Origin of the sequence: Novosphingobium sp. AAP1, assembly GCF_001295765.1 — a bacterium.
Classification (GTDB): Bacteria; Pseudomonadota; Alphaproteobacteria; order Sphingomonadales; family Sphingomonadaceae; genus Novosphingobium; species Novosphingobium capsulatum.
Window position 1 is genome coordinate 89,013 of sequence record NZ_LJHO01000007.1, and the last position, 14,664, is coordinate 103,676.

Annotated in this window: 16 protein-coding genes; 8 read left to right on the forward strand and 8 right to left on the reverse strand. The window is 66.2% G+C overall.

What is annotated here, in order from left to right; translation table 11 throughout:
* The 4 genes from gatA to rpsU all read right to left on the reverse strand — a co-directional run bounded on the left by gatA (position 1) and on the right by rpsU (position 3,080).
* On the reverse strand, positions 1–1,485 hold the full coding sequence (gene gatA, locus IP65_RS14340) for an Asp-tRNA(Asn)/Glu-tRNA(Gln) amidotransferase subunit GatA (RefSeq protein WP_028657500.1): 1,485 nt from the start codon (positions 1,483–1,485) through the stop codon (positions 1–3).
* A gap of 173 nt (positions 1,486–1,658) precedes the next feature.
* Entirely contained in the window at positions 1,659–1,961 is a 303-nt protein-coding gene (gene gatC, locus IP65_RS14345; protein WP_022674991.1) for an Asp-tRNA(Asn)/Glu-tRNA(Gln) amidotransferase subunit GatC, read from the reverse strand.
* A gap of 121 nt (positions 1,962–2,082) precedes the next feature.
* Entirely contained in the window at positions 2,083–2,667 is a 585-nt protein-coding gene (locus tag IP65_RS14350; protein WP_022674990.1) for an FKBP-type peptidyl-prolyl cis-trans isomerase, read from the reverse strand.
* Between the two features lie 206 nt (positions 2,668–2,873).
* The gene (gene rpsU, locus IP65_RS14355) at positions 2,874–3,080 is read right to left on the reverse strand and encodes a 30S ribosomal protein S21 (RefSeq protein ID WP_011446475.1); all 207 of its coding nucleotides are present in this window, start codon (positions 3,078–3,080) and stop codon (positions 2,874–2,876) included.
* Between the two features lie 186 nt (positions 3,081–3,266).
* On the opposite strand from rpsU, the gene IP65_RS14360 reads away from it, so the two are divergent.
* The 7 genes from IP65_RS14360 (at position 3,267) to IP65_RS14390 (ending at position 9,377) form a co-directional block, all read left to right on the forward strand.
* The gene (locus IP65_RS14360) at positions 3,267–4,658 is read left to right on the forward strand and encodes an RluA family pseudouridine synthase (RefSeq protein ID WP_054132193.1); all 1,392 of its coding nucleotides are present in this window, start codon (positions 3,267–3,269) and stop codon (positions 4,656–4,658) included.
* The gene (locus tag IP65_RS14365; RefSeq protein WP_028657623.1) at positions 4,655–5,317 is read left to right on the forward strand and encodes an HAD-IA family hydrolase; all 663 of its coding nucleotides are present in this window, start codon (positions 4,655–4,657) and stop codon (positions 5,315–5,317) included. Before IP65_RS14360 ends, IP65_RS14365 begins: the two co-directional genes overlap by 4 nt.
* 4 nt (positions 5,318–5,321) lie before the next feature.
* A complete protein-coding gene (locus tag IP65_RS14370) occupies positions 5,322–5,537 on the forward strand; it encodes a hypothetical protein (protein WP_022675400.1) in 216 nt (71 codons plus the stop codon).
* Complete coding sequence (locus tag IP65_RS14375) at positions 5,534–6,223, forward strand: ATP12 family chaperone protein (protein ID WP_022675401.1); 690 nt, start codon at positions 5,534–5,536, stop codon at positions 6,221–6,223. The genes IP65_RS14370 and IP65_RS14375 overlap by 4 nt, the downstream gene beginning before the upstream one ends.
* A gap of 93 nt (positions 6,224–6,316) precedes the next feature.
* The gene (def, locus tag IP65_RS14380) at positions 6,317–6,883 is read left to right on the forward strand and encodes a peptide deformylase (RefSeq protein ID WP_028657624.1); all 567 of its coding nucleotides are present in this window, start codon (positions 6,317–6,319) and stop codon (positions 6,881–6,883) included.
* Between the two features lie 95 nt (positions 6,884–6,978).
* On the forward strand, positions 6,979–8,523 hold the full coding sequence (gene rmuC / locus IP65_RS14385; RefSeq protein WP_051146257.1) for a DNA recombination protein RmuC: 1,545 nt from the start codon (positions 6,979–6,981) through the stop codon (positions 8,521–8,523).
* Between the two features lie 41 nt (positions 8,524–8,564).
* Positions 8,565–9,377, forward strand: coding sequence for a hypothetical protein (locus IP65_RS14390; protein ID WP_156306624.1), 813 nt, complete (start codon positions 8,565–8,567; stop codon positions 9,375–9,377).
* Between the two features lie 272 nt (positions 9,378–9,649).
* On the opposite strand, the gene IP65_RS14395 is transcribed toward IP65_RS14390, so the two are convergent.
* From IP65_RS14395 to IP65_RS14405, 3 genes are read right to left on the reverse strand one after another with little or no spacing between them, the layout of a single operon-like run.
* Positions 9,650–9,982, reverse strand: coding sequence for a 2Fe-2S iron-sulfur cluster-binding protein (locus IP65_RS14395; RefSeq protein ID WP_022677954.1), 333 nt, complete (start codon positions 9,980–9,982; stop codon positions 9,650–9,652).
* A gap of 5 nt (positions 9,983–9,987) precedes the next feature.
* Positions 9,988–11,073, reverse strand: a complete 1,086-nt coding sequence (locus tag IP65_RS14400; RefSeq protein ID WP_054132155.1) for a cysteine desulfurase family protein — start codon at positions 11,071–11,073, stop codon at positions 9,988–9,990.
* Positions 11,070–12,101, reverse strand: a complete 1,032-nt coding sequence (locus tag IP65_RS14405) for a cysteine desulfurase family protein (RefSeq protein WP_054132156.1) — start codon at positions 12,099–12,101, stop codon at positions 11,070–11,072. The genes IP65_RS14400 and IP65_RS14405 overlap by 4 nt, the downstream gene beginning before the upstream one ends.
* A gap of 146 nt (positions 12,102–12,247) precedes the next feature.
* Between IP65_RS14405 and IP65_RS14410 the strand changes: the two genes are divergently transcribed.
* Complete coding sequence (locus tag IP65_RS14410; protein WP_022677177.1) at positions 12,248–12,904, forward strand: alpha/beta hydrolase; 657 nt, start codon at positions 12,248–12,250, stop codon at positions 12,902–12,904.
* A gap of 65 nt (positions 12,905–12,969) precedes the next feature.
* On the opposite strand, the gene IP65_RS14415 is transcribed toward IP65_RS14410, so the two are convergent.
* Positions 12,970–14,502, reverse strand: coding sequence for a glycosyltransferase family 39 protein (locus IP65_RS14415; RefSeq protein ID WP_022677178.1), 1,533 nt, complete (start codon positions 14,500–14,502; stop codon positions 12,970–12,972).
* Positions 14,503–14,664 lie beyond the last annotated feature (162 nt).

Below are 14,664 nucleotides of genomic sequence, written 5' to 3' on the forward strand. Positions count from 1 at the left end.
TTACCACCACTTACCCGGCTTTGCCGAAAACTGTGCGCGCTGTTCAAGCGCAAGGCTGGCGTTCAGCACGCCCTGTTCATCGAGTGGCCGGCCGATGACGTGCAGACCCAGCGGCAGCCCATCGCGCGACAGGCCGGCCGGAACCGACATGGCCGGAAGACCGGCGAGGCTCGCCGGCACCGAGAACACGTCGTTGAGATACATCTCCACCGGGTCGGTGCTCTTCTGCCCCAGCGGGAACGCGGCCGATGGCGCGGTGGGCGTCAGGATCACGTCCACCGTCTCGAACGCCTTGGCGAAATCCTGCGCGATCAGCGCGCGAACCTTCTGCGCCTGGGTGTAATAGGCGTCATAGAACCCGGCCGAAAGCACATAGGTGCCGATCAGGATGCGGCGCTTCACCTCGTCGCCGAAACCGGCAGCGCGGGTGGCAGCGTACATGTCCTGCAGGTTGGCGCCATCAGGCAGATCGCGCAGGCCGTAGCGCACGCCATCATAGCGGGCGAGGTTCGACGAAGCCTCGGCCGGGGCAATGATGTAATAGGTGGGCAGGGCGTACTTGGTATGCGGCAGCGAGATATCGACGATTTCCGCGCCGGCATCCTTGAGCCAGGCGATGCCATCTTCCCAGCTCTTGGCGACATCGGCGTCGAGGCCATCGACGCGGTATTCACGCGGAATGCCCACCTTCTTGCCGCGCATGTCGGCATTGAGGCCCGCTTCCCATGCCGGCACCGCCAGATCGAGGCTGGTCGAATCCTTGGGATCGAACCCGGCCATGGCTTCGAGCATGATCGCGCAGTCGCGCACGTCGCGCGCCATCGGCCCGGCCTGGTCGAGCGAGGAGGCAAACGCCACCACGCCCCAGCGCGAGCAGCGGCCATAGGTGGGCTTGATCCCGGAAATGCCGGTGAAGGCGGCGGGCTGGCGGATCGAGCCGCCGGTGTCAGTGCCCGTGGCCGCCGGCGCGATGCGCGCGGCAACCGCGGCCGACGAGCCGCCCGAAGAACCACCCGGTGCCAGCGGGGTGGTATCGTCCCCCTTGCGCCAGGGCGAAATCACATTGCCAAAACCGCTGGTCTCGTTGGACGAGCCCATGGCGAACTGATCGAGGTTGAGCTTGCCCAGCATGCCGGCACCAGCATCCCACAGCTTCTGCGAGACGGTGCTTTCATACGGCGGGACAAAGCCCTCCAGGATCTTGCTGGCGGCCGTGGTCTGCACGCCCTTGGTGGCAAACAGATCCTTCATGCCGATCGGCACGCCGGCCATCTTGCCCAGCGGCTGCCCGGCGGCGCGGGCTGCGTCCACCTTGGCCGCTGCGGCAAGCGCGGCATCCGGGGTGGTGACGATAAAGGCATTGAGCGCGCCCTGCGCCGCTTCGACCGCGGCGTTGAACGCACTGGCCACTTCCGTGGCGGTGAAAGCGCCACTCGCCACCCCATCACGGAGCGCGGCAACGCCAAGTTCGGTAAGGTCAGTCATCCGTTCGGACCGATTGTTGCGCATGAACCGATCGGGGTTCGTGCGTGGGAAACTGGAAGGCGGTGCTGCGCCGGCCCTTCGACAAGCTCAGGGCGAACGGGGGATTGATCCAAAACCCACATCCGTTCGTGCTGAGCCTGTCGAAGCACGGCCCGCGCAAGGCCGGCCAAAGCTTACTCGATCACCTTGGGCACGCCGAAGAAGCCATGTTCGGCCACCGGGGCATTGGCCAGCACGGCATCGCGGATGTCGCCGCCGGTCAGCGGATCGGCGTTCACCACGTCATCGCGCAGGCGCAGCGTATTGGGGATCACGGCGGTCATCGGGGTCACCCCGGTCACGTCGACTTCGCCCAATTGCTCCACCCAGGCGAGGATGCCGTTCAATTCGGGCACCATCGCTTCAAGCTGGGCCTCACTCACCTTGATGCGCGCAAGACTGGCGATCTTCGCCACGTCGGCGGTATTCACGGACATGCCGTCCCTTTCGTGCAGGGTTTGCCAAAAACAAGAACACCGCGCGCTACCATCGCGCGCGGTGTCCTTCAAGCCGCTGGGGCAAGCCACGGGGCCGACAGCCCCCTGGCATAAAGCCGGATCAGTTGGCGGGCACCACCGGGGCTGCCGCCGGATCACCCGCTGCGCCACCAGCCGCACCGGCCGCGCCGCGCGCCTGCATCTGCTGCTGCAGCGCCTGCATCGCGGCCTGCTGGCGCTGCAGTTCGGCCATGGAGCGGAACTCGATCAGCTCGACCTCGAACACCAGGTCGCTGTTGGCGGGAATGGCGACACTGCCATCGCGGCCCGGCATGGCCTGGCTGCCATAGGCAAGCGCGGCCGGGATCTCGAGGCGGTACTTGCCGCCCACCTTCATCTGTTGCAGGCCCTGGGCAAAGCCGGGGATCACGCCTTGCAGCGGCATCGCGGCGTTTTCGCCACGATCGAATTCCTTGCCGGTGCTGGCGATGCGGCCAACATAGTTGATCAGCGCCACGTCAGACGTGGTGGGAGACTTGCCCGTGCCTTCCTTGAGCGCGATCACGCGCACTTCACTGAAGTGCACCGGGCGCGCCGCCCAGGCCAGGCCGATGCCCACCAGCACGGCAACGATCACGCCGAGCCAAACCTTGGCGAGCGAGCCCTTGGCAACGGGCTGCAACGGAACGCGGGTGATTTCCGACATTGGTTTCCCTCTGGGGTTTCCCTCTGGATTTTCCCTGATCAGGCAGCGCCCAAAGGAACGGCCGCCCGGCCGGTGCCTGCCCGTCGATTCGAGCCAGGATGCTCGACCCAACGAAAAGGGCGCCGTGATTCACGGCGCCCTCTTGGCCCAGCACAGGGCCTATCGCAAGTGCTCAATGTGACGGATAGTCCCGCCACGATTGAAGCTTACTTCGCGCCGTCGCGCTCCTGGCGCTTGCGCTCAAGCTTGCGGGCGCGACGCACAGCGGCGGCCTTTTCGCGAGCGCGCTTTTCCGACGGCTTTTCAAAGTGACGACGCAGCTTCATTTCGCGATAGACACCTTCGCGCTGAAGCTTCTTCTTCAGGGCACGAAGAGCTTGATCAACATTGTTGTCGCGAACGAGAATCTGCATAAACCGACATACCTCAACAGCTTCGGGCGAGAGCCCGCGGCCGCGCGGGGGTCACCAGATACCAGGAACACAAAGCGTGCCGAATCCGATCAGGACCGGCTCGAACCGGGCGCCCAATAGTGATTCTGCCGGCGAAAGGCAAGCAATGTCGTGCAATTTGCGGGCAAAGGCCTTATGGGCGCGACCATGACCTCTTCAAAAGCCTCTAACGGCAAAGCTTCGAATGGCAAAGGTGCCGGCAATGCAGATGCCGTGCGCCAGTTCACAGTTCGCCCTGATGACAACGATGTGCGGCTGGACCGCTGGTTCAAACGCAACCTCCCCGAGGTGAGCTTTGCCATGGTGTCGCGCTGGGCGCGCACCGGCCAGATTCGCGTGGATGGCAAGCGCGCCGATGTCGACACCCGCCTGATCGCCGGGCAGTCCCTGCGCGTGCCCCCGGCGGGTGGCCCGCTGCCGCTGGCCGGCGGCGGCAAGGGCGGCCGCGTGCGCAAGCCGCTGACCGAAGAACAGATCCACCTGGCCGAAGACATCGTGCTGGAACAGGATCGCGCCGCGATCGTGATCAACAAGCCGCCGGGCCTGGCCACCCAAGGCGGCAGCGGCACCTATGAGCATGTCGATGGCCTGCTCGATGCCTATGCCGGCGATGGCGATCCGCGCCCGCGCCTGGTCCACCGGCTCGACAAGGATACCTCGGGCGTGCTGCTGGTGGCGCGCACGCCGGGCAGCGCGGCGTTCTTTTCCAGGCGCTTTTCCGGCCGCACCGCGCGCAAGATCTATTGGGCGCTGGTCATGGGCGTGCCCGATATCCACGATGGCATGATCGAACTGCCGCTGGCCAAGCAGCCGGGCACCGGCGGCGAGAAGATGATGGTCGATGAAACCGAGCACGGCATGCCGGCCCGCACGCGCTATCGCGTGATCGATCGCGCCGGCAACCGCGCTGCCTGGGTGGAATTGCAGCCGTTCACCGGGCGCACCCACCAACTGCGCGTGCACATGGCCGCGATCGGCCACCCGATCGTGGGCGATGGCAAGTACGGCGGCCAGGGCGCGTTCCTGTCGGGCAGCATCAGCCGCAAGCTGCACCTGCATGCCCGCCGCCTGCGCATCGAGCATCCCGAAGGGGATCTGCTGGACGTGACCGCGCCGCTGCCCGAGCACTTTTCCAAGAGCCTGGAACAGCTGGGCTTTACCGAAACCGAAGGCGATCTGCCACTCGAAGCGCCGGTGCTGGTCGAACCCAAGACCATGGAAAAGCGCGCGGCCAAGGCCCACGCCAAGCAATACCGCAAGGAGCGCCGCGGCGAACGCCGCAAGCGCATCGATGGCCCGGCAACCACCGGCGCGCGCAAGCCCACTGGCCAGCGCGCCCGCGTGGCCGGAGCCGCCGCAGGCAAGACGCCTGCAAAAGCTGGGGCGAAACCTGGGGCCAAGCCTGGAGCGAAACCGGGGGCCAAGCCCGCCGCGCGCACCGCAAGCGCCAAGCCCGGCGCCAAGCCGGCACCGCGCCGCGCCGCGCCCAAGGCCCCTGGCAGCAAGGCGCCCAGCCCGCGGAGCCCGGGCAAGCGATGAGCCTGCGCCTCGCCATCTTTGATTGCGACGGCACCCTGGTCGATAGCCAGGCCGATATCGGCGCGGCGATGGACGGGGCGTTTCATGCCATGGGCCTGGTGCCGCCGCCACGCAGCGAAACCCGGCGCATCGTCGGGCTGTCGCTGGTGGAAGCGATGCGCCGCCTCCATCCCGAAGGCGATGCGCAGGCGCACGACATGCTCACCCAGGCCTACAAGGACACGTTCCGCGCCCGGCGCGAGGCCGGCATGGTGGGCGAGCCACTCTATGACGGCATCGCCGCGCTGGTCGAAGACCTGGCGCAGCGTGGCTGGCTGCTGGGCGTGGCCACCGGCAAGAGCGACCGGGGTCTGGCCCATTGCCTGGCCACGCATGGCCTGTCGCGCCATTTCGTCACGCTGCAAACCGCCGATCGCCACCCATCCAAACCGCATCCCAGCATGATCGAGGCCTGCCTCGATGCCACCGGCGCAGACACCGCCCTGACCGTGATGATCGGCGATACCGCCTATGACATGGCCATGGCCCGCAATGCCGGCGTGCGCGCGATCGGCGTGGACTGGGGCTATCACGAGCGGGCCGAACTGTTCGCTGCCGGCGCCCATGCCGTCGCCGGCACCGTGGCAGAGCTGGCCGAACTGCTCCACGCGGTAGGTTGAGGCGATGCGCGATCCGGCGATGGGGCGCTTTGCCCTGCTGCAACTGTTGCGCCTGGCAGGCACGCTGATCGTGTTGATCGGCGCCATGGTGGCGTCGGGCAATGTGCCGTGGCTGGCGCGCGTACCGCAATGGGGCGCGTTCGCACTCGCCTTTGCCGGCCTCACCCTGTTCTTTGGCGCGCCGCGCTGGCTGGTGCGGCGCTGGAAAAGGCCATCATGAAGCGCTTTTATCAAGACGTTACGGTTTCACCTGAAGACGCTGGCTTTCGCGTGTGCCTCGATGGGCGCGGCATCCGTACCCAGGGCGGCCGCCCGCAGATCGTGCCCACCGCCGCCCTCGCCCAGGCCATGGCCAGCGAATGGGCCAACCAGGGCGAGACGATCGACACCGCCGCCTTCGCCTTTCGCGACATGGCCGACTATGCGATCGACGTGGTAGCGCCCGCCCCGGCCGCCGCGCGCGCCGATCTGCTGCCTTATGCCGAGACCGATACGCTGTGCTATCGCGCCGAGCCCGACGAACCGCTCGCGGCGCGCCAGCGCCTGCTGTGGGAGCCCCTGCTTGCCATGGCCGAGGCACTCTATGGCGTGGCTTTCACGCGCGTGTCCGGGATCATGCACAAGCCCCAGCCCGCGCCGACGCTTGCGGCACTTGCCGCCGAGCTGGAGCAGCTTTCGCCCTTTGCCCTGGCTGCCCTGCGCAACACCGCCACGCTGTCGTGCTCGCTGATCATCGGCCTTGCCGCGCTTGATCCCGGCGCAGACATTGCCGCGCTGTGGGATGCGGCCTGTGTGGAGGAAGACTGGCAGGCAGAGCTGTGGGGCAAGGACGAGATGGCCCAGGCCCGCCGCACCTTGCGCGGGGAGGCCTTTGCCACGGCCGCGCGGTTCGCCCAGCTGCTGTAACGCGGCGCGGCGCCCCGTTGGCACGGCAAAAGCGATCACCCTGATCGAATCGCCTGCCTTGCGCCGGTGCGCCGCTCCGCCTATCTTGGCGCCATGGCTATCCGCGAAATTCTTGAAGTTCCCGATCCGCGCCTCAAGCAGGTCTCGGCTCCGGTGGAAACGTTCGACGACGAACTCCGCACGCTCGTGTCCGACATGTTCGATACGATGTACGATGCCCCCGGCATCGGCCTGGCCGCGATCCAGGTGGGCGTGCCGCTGCGCGTGCTGGTGATCGATCTGCAGCCCGATGACGAGGATGCCGAGCCCGAAGCATGCCACGACCACGGCTGTGGCCACAGCCACCAGCCGGTGCGGCGCGAACCGCGCGTGTTCATCAACCCGGAAATCCTCGATCCTTCCGAAGAACACACGATCTATCGCGAAGGCTGCCTCTCAGTGCCGGAAATCTATGCCGAGGTGGAACGCCCTTCGCGCATCCGCGCCCGCTGGCAAGATCTTGACGGCACGGTCCACGAGGAAGCGATCGACGGCCTGCTGGCCACCTGCCTGCAGCACGAGATGGACCACCTCGAAGGCATCCTGTTCATCGATCACCTCTCGCGCCTCAAGCGCCAGATGGCGCTCAAGAAGCTGGACAAGCTGCGCAAGGTGGCGTGATCGCCCCTGACAGTTGAGGATAAAGCGGCCCGGCACATTGCGTTGCCGGGCCGCTTCGTTTACGTTCCCGCTCTGTTCTTGAGTGGAGGCGGACCTTGGCGGTGGTTTTGGTAATCGTGGCGCTGGTGATCGGCCTGGCCCTGGGCTGGTTCCTGGGCGGCCGCCCGGTGGCAGAGGCGCAAGGCCGCGCCACTGCCCGCGAGAACGAAGCGCGCGAGGCGCAAGGCACGATCAAGGCCATGGCTGTGGACCTTGCCACCATGGCTGAGCGCGCGCGCCAGGCAGAGCAGCTTGGCGCCGAGCGCGATGCCCTGCGCGCCGAGCGTGATGGCCTGGCCACCCACCTCGCCGCCGCCAGCGAGCGCGCGGCCGAAGCCGACGCGCTGCGCGATGCGCTGCACGAGGCGCGCCAATCGCGCGAGGACCTGCGTGCGGAACTGGCCCGAATGAAAGCCGACGCTGCCAATTTTGCCGAACAGAAGCGCCTGTTGATCGAGGCGCAGGAAGCGCTGCGCCGCGAATTCGAGAATGCCGGCAACAAGGTGCTGGAACGCGCGCAAGAGGCCTTCATGGCCCGGGCACAGGAGCGCTTTGCCCAGAGCGAGGAAAAGGCGGCGCAATCGCTGCGGGCCCTGCTCGCCCCGGTGGATCAGCGCCTGAAAAGCTATGAAGAGCAGGTCGGCAAGCTGGAAAAGGAACGCGTCGATGCGTTCGGCAATCTCACCGGGCTGATCCAGGCGATGCGCGACGGGCAGGAGCAAGTCCGTGCCGAAGCAGCGCGGCTGGGCAATTCGCTGCGCAATGCCCCCAAGGCGCGCGGCCGCTGGGGCGAACAGCAACTGCGCAACGTGCTGGAACAGTGTGGCCTGGCCGAGCACACCGATTTCGTCACCGAGCATTCGATCGATACCGACGAAGGCCGCCTGCGCCCCGATGCCATCGTGCGCATTCCCGGCAACAAGCTGCTGGTGATCGACGCCAAGGTTTCGCTCAACGCCTATCAGGATGCCTTCGAAGCCGCCGACGATACCGCGCGCGGCGTGGCCCTGGCGGCGCACGTGCAATCCATGCGCAACCATATCCAGACGCTCGGCGCCAAATCCTATCAAAGCCAGTTCGAAGAAGCGCCCGACTATGTGCTGATGTTCGTGCCGGGCGAACACTTCATCGCCGCCGCGCTGGAACGCGATCCGCAGCTGTGGGACTTCGCCTTCGATCGCCGCGTGCTGCTCGCCTCGCCCACCAACCTTGTCGCCATCTGCCGCACCGTGGCCCAGGTCTGGCGCCAGGATGGCCTGGCGCGCGAAGCCCGCGAGATCGGCCGGATGGGCGGCGAACTGTACGATCGCCTGGCGGTCGCCGCCGATCACCTCAAGCGCGTCGGCTCTGGCCTGGAAAGCGCGGTCACCAACTACAACAAGTTCGTCGGCAGCTTTGAGCGCAACGTGCTTTCGGCCGGTCGCCGCCTGCGCGAAAAGCATATCGAGATCGGCAAGCGCGAGGTGGAAGAAGTGCCGCTGGTCGAAACCGCGCCGCGCTATGTCGCCACGGACATTGCCGCAGACACCCCTGCAGTCGGGGCCTCGGAACTGCCCGCGCCAAGCGGCGTTGGCGTTGAAGGGGAAACGGCTGCAGGGTAACGATGGGCATGATGGCACGACAGGCAAACAAGGGCTTGCCCATGCGCAGCGCAGCTTGGACAGTGGCACTCGCCAGCCTTGCGCTGGCCGCCTGCCAGCGCGAGCCGGCGCCGCAGGAAAGCGCCAGCCCGACGGCAACGCCCAGCGCCAGCGCCACGCCCGAGCCTACCCCCACGCCGCCCGCGCCAAGCCCCAGCCCGACGCTGGCGCTTCCGGTCAAGCCCACACCCGATGTGCCGCTCACCCCGGCCGATACTGCCTCTGCCCTCCCGGCGATCGCCCTGCCCCCGCGCGACGATTGCGCCGCGCTGCCGGGCTGGAGCGCCTTTGCCACGCGCCTTGCCGCCGCCGTCAAGGCGCGCGACGCTGCCGCCCTCGCCGCACTTTCATCCCCCGATGTGACGCTCGATTATGGCGGCGGCCATGGCCCGGCCCAACTGCAAAAGCGGCTGGCCGCGCCGGCCGGCGCCGCCATATGGGCCGATCTCGCGCGCATCCTGCCGCTGGGCTGCGCCGTGCAGGGCGATCTGGTGGTCATGCCGTGGTTCTTCTGGAACGTGCCTGATGAGGTCGATCCGGGCATGACGATGCTGGTCACCGGGCAAGGCGTGCCACTTCGCGCCAAGCCCAGCGACACGGCACCGGAAGTGGACAAGCTGGACTGGTCGCTTGTCACCATTGCCACGAGCCCTTCCTACAATCCCGCCGCGCGCTACACCGCCGTGATCACCGGCAAGCCGCAACGCAAGGGCTGGATCGAAACCGCCCGCCTGCGCAGCCTGCTCGCCCGCCGGATCATCGCCGAACGCAAGGGTGATGATTGGCATATCAGCGCGCTGGTGGCGGGGGATTGAGGGGAATATGCCGGGCGCCATCCTATTCAGACGCTCCGCAAAATCGAATTCGCGCAGAGGCGCTGAGACGCAGAGAAAATCTTATCCTCTGCGCCTCTGCGCGAAATTTACATCAGTATTTGCCAATATGCACAGCGGGCTTTCTCCCACCGTCACCCTGAACTCGTTTCAGGGTCCAGGCCGCAGCCTCACGCTGTGCTACAAACCCACCAGTAATGAGCGAGCCGGATGCCGAAACGAGTTCGGCATGACGAATGTGTAGGAGGAGCGTCTCAGCGCGGCTGCATATCCCGGGCCTCTGCCGGCACGCGCACTTCCAGGCCGTCCAGCGCGGGGTCAAGCACGATCTGGCAGGCGAGGCGGCTGGTGCGGGTGACCCCGACGGCAAGGTCGAGCATGTCTTCCTCGTCCTCGCTGGCTTGCATCAGGCGGTCGAACCAGTCGGGAGCAACCACGACATGGCAGGTGGAGCAGGCCATCTGGCCTTCGCACGTGCCTTCGAGCGGCATGCCGGCGTTCTGGCCCAGTTCCAGCAGGCGTTGCCCTGCCTCGCCCTCGGCCGCCACGCGCTGGCCATCGGCTGTGAGGAAGGTGACGCGAACCATAGGCACTAGACTCCCTGCATCTGCGCCGCCGCATTCAGCACGGCAGCAGCCTCCTTCAGTTCCTCACCCGTGGTATAACGTCCGAAACCGATGCGGATCGCGGTTTTGCTATCCCTGTCGGAAAGTCCCAGGGCGCGCAAGACATGGCTGGGCCTTCCCGAGCCGCTGGCACAGGCCGATCCGGCAGAAAACGCAACATTGCGACATTCTGACAACAGCCTGGCCACATCAAGCCCCGGCTTGCGCAAGTTGAGGTTGCCACGCCAGCGCTGCGTGGCGCTGCCGTTGAGCGTCCATCCGGCAAACAGGCCAAGTGCCTGCTCCCACAGCGTCTCAACATGCTGTCCATCACTTTTCCACAGGCTGGTGCACAGCGCTGCCGCCGCACCGAACCCCGCGCATAGCGCCGGGCTGAGCGTGCCGGACCGCAAGCCACCTTCCTGCCCGCCGCCATGGACGAGAGGCGCCAGTTCGAGCCCATCGCGCACCCAAAGCGCGCCGATGCCCTTGGGCCCGTGCAGCTTGTGCGCCGAAATCGCGACCAGATCGGCCCCTTCGGGCGCCGCCAGCTTGCCGGCGCCCTGCACCGCATCGCACAGGAACAGCGCGCCCATGGCGTGCGCCCGCGCGGCCAGCTCGGCCACGGGCTGCACCGTGCCGATCTCGTTGTTCACCTGCATCACCGCCACCAGGCTGGTGCCGGCGGGAATGGTCACGTCAGGATCGACCAGCCCGGCCCCGTCCACCGGCAGCACGGTGAGCGCGGGATCGTGGAACCGCACCGTGTCGAGCACGGCGGCGTGTTCGATGGCCGACACCGCCAAATGCCGTTTCCCCACGCCCGCGATGGCCAGATTGAGCGCCTCGGTCGCGCCCGAGGTGAAGATCACCCGCCCGCTTGGCGGAAACAGCGCGGCCACTTGCGCACGGGCCACCTCCACCGCCGCTGCAGCCGCGCGGCCCGGGCGGTGCGGGCTGTGTGGATTGGCAAAGCCGGCGCGCACGTCCTCGGGGCCGGCCAGCCACGGCAACATCGCGGCCCGCGCTTGCGGGGCGAGCGGCGTGGTCGCCTGGTAATCGAGGTAGATCACGCCAGCCCCGCAATCGCGCGCCAGGCAGCAACGAAACGGCCCACGGCGTCCACCGTGGTCTCCCGACCGAGCGAAACGCGAATCACTTCGTTCGGCTGCGCCACACCCATCGCATCCAGGACGTGGCTGGTGCGCAGCGAGCCGGAAGAACAGGCACTGCCCGCCGAAACGGCCATGCCCATCCCGTCAAACCGGATCAGCTGCGCCGTGGCCGATTTGCCCGGCATGCGATAGGCACCAATCGCGGGCAGGCGCGGCGCATCTGCCGCGATCACCTCGGCACCACTTTCCAGCAGCGCGGTTTCCAGCCGATCGCGCAGACCCTGCACATCAGCCAGCCACGCGTTCCCCGCCTCCAGCGCCGCGGCCATGGCCAGGGCGCCAGGCAGGTTTTCGGTGCCCGCACGATAGCCGCGCTCCTGCCCGCCGGTGGGATGGAGCAGCGCCCAATCGCGCACCAGCAAGGCGCCCACCCCGATCGGCCCGCCAAACTTGTGCGCCGAAATGGCGATCAGGTCGGCCTCTGGCAGCGGCAGCTTGCCCGCGCCTTGCGCCGCATCGGCCAGCAAGACGCCGCCGGCATCACGCACCGCCTGGGCCACCGCCGCCAACGGCTGGATCACCCCGGTTTCGTTGTTGACCTGCTGCACCGCCACCAGCCCGGCAAGCGCGCATGAAGCAGGAACGACTTGGCCACGGCCATCGACGGCAAGGCGCGCGGCATCGCCGGCCAGGCGCAGCACCGCCTCGTGCTCAACCGCCGAAACCGCCATCAGCGGCGCCTTCGCCCGGCCGATGGCCAGGGCCAGCGCCTCGCTGGCGCCGCTGGTCAGGACCACCTCGCCCGGCCAGCCCAGCGCGGCCTTGATCCGGTTGCGGGCATCTTCCAGCGCCGCCCGCGCCGCACGGCCGGCGGCATGCGGGCTGGAGGGATTGGCCCAGCGCGCCATCCCCTCCAACAGCGCGTCACGCGCCTGCGGCAGGAGCGGCGTGGTGGCCGCGTGATCGAAATAAAGCGAGAGCGACAACGAGAAATCCCGGAAAAGTTGCGTTTACGGGGTTCGTTTCTATATAGCGACCAGTTCCATGCCCAGCCCCGACCGCGCATTGCCCTTGAAACAGGGTCTTGCACCGCCGGTCTTCAGGGCCAGCCAACAGGTTCATCAGGTCAACGATGCCCGCAGTCATCTTCCCCGGTCCCGAAGGTCGCCTCGAAGGCCGCTTCCAGCCCGCCACGCGCAGCCGCGCGCCTGTCGCCATGATCCTGCATCCCCACCCGCAGGCCGGTGGCACGATGAACGACCGTGTAACCCAGGCGCTGTACAAGACATTCGTGGCGCGCGGCTTTGCCACGCTGCGCTTCAACTTCCGCGGCGTGGGCCGCAGCCAGGGCAGCTTTGACAACGGCGTGGGCGAATTGTCCGATGCCGCTGCAGCGCTCGATTGGGTGCAGTCGATCCATCCCGAAGCTTCGGCCACGTGGATCGCCGGCTATTCGTTCGGCGCGCTGATCGGCATGCAGCTCTTGATGCGGCGCCCGGAAATTCGTGGCTTCATCTCGGTGTCGCCGCCCGCCAACATGTATGATTTCAGCTTCCTCGCGCCTTGCCCGGCTTCGGGCATCATCGTGCAAGGCTCTGCCGATACGGTGGTGACGCCCAATGCCGTGCAGAAGCTGGTCGACAAGCTGCGCACGCAAAAGCACATCACGATCCATCACGACGAAATCCCGCGCGCCAACCACTTCTATGAAAACGAGTTGGACGAGATGATGAAGTCGGTGGACAATTACCTCGACTTCCGCCTGTCGCCCGATTGCCCGATCCGCTGATCGGCGCAGGCTCGGTATCAGGAAAGGCCCCGGCAGCGCGCGCTGCCGGGGCCTTTTTTGTGTGACTATTGCGGATTGGCAGCGCGTGGGTCCACCAGCGGCGCTGGCCCCGGATGAAGGTCGCGGCGTGCCCAGATGTAATAGGTGCGGTCGATCGTTGGTGTCCTCGCAATCAGCACATAATCGCGCACCAGGGCTTCGCGGACCAAGGCCTGCGTTGCCGGCGCCACTCGCGGCACGACAGACCTGCTCGCCGTGACGATCGCGCCCGGCTGGCTGGCCAACACGCGTCGCTCTTCTTCCACCGGATCGACTCCCAGTGCGCGGGTTTCGATGGGATTGGTAAGATGGTCGGGAAAGGCGAACCGCGTCGGGATGCAGGCATTGGTAAGATAATAGAGGATCGTCGGCCCGTCATAAATGTACAGGCAGTGCCCGCTGACATAAGGCGAAATCGCCGAAACCATTCGTGACGTCTGCAAAATGCCTTGGTGCCTCGAAAAGTAATTGGCCGGGATAAAAATGCAGGGCCATAGCAGCAGCAGGCAACCAAACGTGAAGCCGCGCCGCTCGCCGCGAAGCGCAAAAGCGCCGAGAATGACGCTGGGCAGAACCACCGGCAGAAAATAGAAATCATAGAAGTCGCCGAGCATGCCGAATCCGGCGAACGCACTGACCCACCATCCCGCCAGAAGTGGAAAATCTGCGTAGACCCGCCCGTGTGCATGGGTGCGCAGTTGGAACAGCCCGACACCAGCGGTGGTGAGCAGCCCCATGCAACATGCAACGACCTGGGAAATCTGATCGTTACGGACTTGGGCTGGAAAGGGTTGGCGCAGGAAAATCGAGGTGAAATTGGCAAATAAAAATTCGTCTAAATGCCCCGCCAGCGCGTACGCACCCAGCGCCAGCCCGGTAGGTGCCAGCGCCACCAGCACCATGGCAATTGCCATGCCCAATAGCTGGCGCAACCGCTCTCCAGCAGCAAACAGCCGCCACACGAACCAGCATCCAAAGAAGATGCCTTCAGGAATGACGGTGTACTTGATCTGGATCGCCAAGCCCAACGCAAGCATCGCCGCCAAGGCAAGGGCCGCGATGCGGCCGGGGGTGTTCGCGTCATTGGCCTTGCAAGCGCACCAGGCGGCAAAGGCAGTCAATGCGTTATAGAAGATTGCCGTCTGCCCGCCGAGCCCGTGGAGAACATTGAGCATCAGAACATATGCTACCGCCGCGACAATCGCAGGGATTTCCCCCATGTGCCGCCGCACGATGGCACGAACAAGCCAGGCCGCGATTGCTACACATGCTGTAGCAACCAATTGGTATTGGATGATTCCGCTGCCACCCAGCAGCCGTATGGCGGCATAAAGGGCAAACAGGCCGACCGGCTTGCGATCCCACAAGTCTACGTAGGGCAAATGCCCATGCAGCATGCGATCGCCAACCAGCAGGTAAAGTTGCTCATCAAAATCGAGAATCGGATTGCCGAATGTCGGCGAGCGGACGAGCAGCGTCACCAACCCGATAAGAGCATAGGGCCAGGCCGCAGCCAGCCAATGAAACGCCGGGCGTTGCAGCATCGTGCGCGTTGTCATCTCGTTACACGCCACCACACTCGCCACGTTACTCACCCCCCAGCCTGCTGGTCGTGACCATGGCGCATCGCCCGTAACGACATGGTTAACAGGCGCGACGTTGCCGCCAAAAGCAAACCCCCGGCACGCCAGGGCGCACCGGGGGTCTTGCAGACGCTGCGT

Bases quoted from the DNA above. Each gene is read 5' to 3' on its own strand.
- gatA (WP_028657500.1), bottom strand. From the start codon at position 1,485: ATGACTGACCTTACCGAACTTGGCGTTGCCGCGCTCCGTGATGGGGTG.
- IP65_RS14415 (WP_022677178.1), bottom strand. From the start codon at position 14,502: ATGACAACGCGCACGATGCTGCAACGCCCGGCGTTTCATTGGCTGGCT.
- IP65_RS14410 (WP_022677177.1), top strand. From the start codon at position 12,248: ATGCCCGCAGTCATCTTCCCCGGTCCCGAAGGTCGCCTCGAAGGCCGC.
- IP65_RS14390 (WP_156306624.1), top strand. From the start codon at position 8,565: ATGCGCAGCGCAGCTTGGACAGTGGCACTCGCCAGCCTTGCGCTGGCC.
- IP65_RS14375 (WP_022675401.1), top strand. From the start codon at position 5,534: ATGAAGCGCTTTTATCAAGACGTTACGGTTTCACCTGAAGACGCTGGC.
- IP65_RS14395 (WP_022677954.1), bottom strand. From the start codon at position 9,982: ATGGTTCGCGTCACCTTCCTCACAGCCGATGGCCAGCGCGTGGCGGCC.
- def (WP_028657624.1), top strand. From the start codon at position 6,317: ATGGCTATCCGCGAAATTCTTGAAGTTCCCGATCCGCGCCTCAAGCAG.
- IP65_RS14370 (WP_022675400.1), top strand. From the start codon at position 5,322: ATGCGCGATCCGGCGATGGGGCGCTTTGCCCTGCTGCAACTGTTGCGC.
- gatC (WP_022674991.1), bottom strand. From the start codon at position 1,961: ATGTCCGTGAATACCGCCGACGTGGCGAAGATCGCCAGTCTTGCGCGC.
- IP65_RS14360 (WP_054132193.1), top strand. From the start codon at position 3,267: ATGACCTCTTCAAAAGCCTCTAACGGCAAAGCTTCGAATGGCAAAGGT.
- IP65_RS14365 (WP_028657623.1), top strand. From the start codon at position 4,655: ATGAGCCTGCGCCTCGCCATCTTTGATTGCGACGGCACCCTGGTCGAT.
- IP65_RS14350 (WP_022674990.1), bottom strand. From the start codon at position 2,667: ATGTCGGAAATCACCCGCGTTCCGTTGCAGCCCGTTGCCAAGGGCTCG.
- rpsU (WP_011446475.1), bottom strand. From the start codon at position 3,080: ATGCAGATTCTCGTTCGCGACAACAATGTTGATCAAGCTCTTCGTGCC.